Raw genomic sequence first — 3,180 nt, 5'->3', positions numbered from 1 at the left:
GGAACAACCCGAATGGGACGAACAGTCCCCACCACCACCCCGCCAGCTCCCAACGGTGCCCGCCACCACATGGGCGAAGCAGGTCCACCAGATCGTCATACGACGATGGCAGCCTGAACCGCTGAGTGAACCTGTCGTTGACCACGACCTGCCCAACTTGAGCGCCATTGAGCGTTCGGCCGAGGTCGTCAGCTTCACATGCCGCCGGTTTGAATACTGGATCTCCCCGCAGGGCATCCTGCGGGAGTGGTTCAAGTTCAACCTGCGCCTTGCTCTCGGCCTTGCGGTGCCCGCCGTCCTGGTGGCACCGCTGGTCACGCTGGCTTTGCAGCAATTCAACGTCTGGATTGACCTCATCACGCGGACCACCTCCAACATGGTGCTCGTTCCGCTCTCGGCCATGCTGGTCATCGGCCTCATCTGCGGACTGATTTCCATCGGGAAATCGATTCTCACGATGCGTATGCGCCAGCAGCAGCAACGCCGTGATCCGTACAACTACTGACACGGCACGCACCCAACCACCCATACAAACCCAGAGCCGGATGATCGCAGGATCGTCCGGCTCTTTTCATTCCAAGAAAGGACACCCATCTCATGGAAAGCATCACTCTGTACTTTCGCTCTGGTCCCTCCGACAAAGTGTATCAGGCCAGCATCCTGTCCAAGGATGCCGGCTATCTCGTACAATTCGCCTATGGCCGGCGCGGCTCCACGCTCAGCACTGGCAGCAAAACACCGACACCGGTCGAATACCCCATCGCCAAAGACATCTACGACAGACTTGTCCGCGAGAAAATGGCCAAGGGCTACACGCCCGGAACCGACGCAGGCACCACCACGCTACCGGATTCTCCCGGACAGCATAGCGGCATCCACTGCCAGCTCCTCAATCCCATCAACGAACAGCAACTCGACCAGGTGTTGCTCAACCCCGACTACTGGATGCAGGAGAAGCTCGACGGCCGCCGCCTGCTCCTCCGAAAGGACGGCGACCAGATCACCGGCATCAACCGCCTGGGATTTCCCACCGCTGTTCCAGACGGGATCGCACGCAACGCGGCCAAATACCCGCGCAACTTCGTTATCGATGGCGAAGCGGTAGGAGACACCTTCCACGCTTTCGACCTGCTCACCATCGGCCCGGAGGACATGCGCCCCCTGGCATTCTCGGTGCGCTATCTGCGAATTCGCGACATGCTCAACGCCTTCGATCATCCCCATATCCGGGGGGTGAGGGTGTTCTTCCCGCCTCAAACGGCTGGCTGGTTCCAGCAGTTTAAAAACGAAGGGAAAGAAGGCGTTGTGTTCAAACACAAGGACGCGCCTTACATCCCCGGCCGCCCCAACAGCGGTGGCAGTCAGCTCAAGTTCAAGTTCCATGAAACCGCCTCCTTCATCGTCACCAAGGTGAATGATAAACGGAGCGTTTCATTGATCCTGTTCGAGGGCGAAAAAGTACGTCCTGCTGGCAACGTCACCATTCCACCCAACCACGATGTTCCTGAGCCGGGAACCGTGGTGGAGTGCCGCTATCTGTACGCATTCAAGGAATCCGGCAGCATTTACCAGCCGGTTTACCTGGGCTCGCGAACCGACATTCGTGCGGCTGAGTGCATCACGGCCCAGCTCAAGTATAAAGCCGAGGTGACTCAGACCGCGGCCTAACCAGCTCAACCACGCTCGAAGCCCATGCGCCGTACACCGGTTCATGGGCTTTTTTGCGTACAACCCACCACCAACACAATGAATCCCATCACACTCCCCATTGCGGAATTGAAGCCCGCTCTGGCAGGCCTTGGCAAAGTGATCAATCCACGAGCCACCCTGCCTGTCCTGCATCATGTCAAAGTCGAACGCACTGGCGACGGTTGGATCGCACTCACCGGCACCGACCTGGACCGCTTCGTTACCATGCGTCTCGAACATCCTGCCGAAGGTCCGCCCATGGCTGTGCTCATCCCGTATGACCAGCTTGTGCAAATCACTAAAAACTGCGGCAAAGACGAGCGCATCCACATTGAACCCGGCTGCATCAAGTTCGCCCTGGCTGACAGCCTTGGTGAACAAAAGGTGAAGCACTTCCCGATTGAGGAGTTTCCCGTCACTCCACGCATTAAAACGGAGGCCATCGCGCTGCCGCCAGAACTTCGCCGGTCCATCCACGAAGCAATGGAATGCGCCAGCGTTGACGCCACCCGTTACGTGCTCAACGGCACCTTCATCGACACCAGCAATCCCAAGGCCAACTACATTGTGGGCACGGATGGCAGGCATCTCTACAGCGCGAATTCGTTCACGCTGCCGCTCAAGAACTCCGTCATCATCCCGAATCACAAGTTCCTGGGGTGGAAGGAGTTCAATGCGGATGGGGAGTGGCAGATGAAGGTCGATGAAAAGGCGGTCCAGCTCAGCAGCCGGCGCTGGCGGTTCATCAGCAAGCAGATCGAAGGGAACTATCCCAACTGGCGACAAACCATTCCAAGTCCTGATGACGCCAGGACCCACATCATTCTCGATCCGGCAAAACTGGAGATGCTCATCAAGCTGATCCAGCGCATGCCTTGTCACGATGCGGAGAAGTTCCAGACCATCGGCTTGGAATGCAAAGAGGGGCAGTTGCTGCTCCTCGGCAAAGACAGCAGCAACGAGCCTTGGACGCGAGTCCCTGTGCTCGATGCCAAAGCGGAAGGCCCGGAAGCACTGATCTTCTTGAGCCGCCGGTTCCTCATCAAGGCCCTCGATTACGGTCTCAACACCATCAGCATCATTGATCAAATCGCGCCCCTGCGTTTTCACAACAAAGGCAGGCAGATGATCGTGATGCCACTGCGGCCGGATGGAGCCAACACCCAGCCTCCACCCAACCAACAACCCGCTCAGGTGAACATGCCGCCACCACGGCCTGTTCTTCCAGCAGCACCACCACCCAAATCCATGATCACGAATCCCACCCCCGAAGAACCGACACCCAATGGCACGCCGTCGCCGCTCGAAGAAGCCCTCGATTTGACCCTGCAAATCCGGGACAAGTTCACCGACGGGTTCAACCTCCTGCGCGACCTCTCGACCAAACTGAAGGCCGTCCACCGCGACCACAAGAACAGCAGCCGCGAGTTCAACTCCGTGCGCTCCACCCTGCGCAGCCTGCAGGGCCTCAAGCTGTAAGCCAAACCACAC

Annotated in this window: 3 protein-coding genes; all 3 read left to right on the top strand. The window is 58.4% G+C overall.

Annotation, left to right across the window (positions count from 1 at the left end; translation table 11 throughout):
- A partial coding sequence (locus ACIREA_RS29335; RefSeq protein ID WP_397385870.1) for a hypothetical protein occupies positions 1 to 505 on the top strand: 505 nt, incomplete at its 5' end.
- A gap of 92 nt (positions 506 to 597) precedes the next feature.
- The gene (locus ACIREA_RS29330) at positions 598 to 1,668 is read left to right on the top strand and encodes a DNA ligase (protein ID WP_397385869.1); all 1,071 of its coding nucleotides are present in this window, start codon (positions 598 to 600) and stop codon (positions 1,666 to 1,668) included.
- 78 nt (positions 1,669 to 1,746) lie between these two features.
- Positions 1,747 to 3,168, top strand: coding sequence for a DNA polymerase III subunit beta (locus ACIREA_RS29325; protein WP_397385868.1), 1,422 nt, complete (start codon positions 1,747 to 1,749; stop codon positions 3,166 to 3,168).
- The last annotated feature ends 12 nt before the right edge of the window (positions 3,169 to 3,180 follow it).

It is taken from the genome of Prosthecobacter sp., assembly GCF_044373815.1.
Lineage (GTDB): Bacteria > Verrucomicrobiota > Verrucomicrobiia > Verrucomicrobiales > Verrucomicrobiaceae > Prosthecobacter.
This window is presented reverse-complemented; position numbering and strand designations above follow the sequence as displayed.

Excerpts from the sequence above, each read along its gene's own strand:
- ACIREA_RS29325 (WP_397385868.1), top strand. The coding sequence starts at position 1,747 with ATGAATCCCATCACACTCCCCATTGCGGAATTGAAGCCCGCTCTGGCA.
- ACIREA_RS29330 (WP_397385869.1), top strand. The coding sequence starts at position 598 with ATGGAAAGCATCACTCTGTACTTTCGCTCTGGTCCCTCCGACAAAGTG.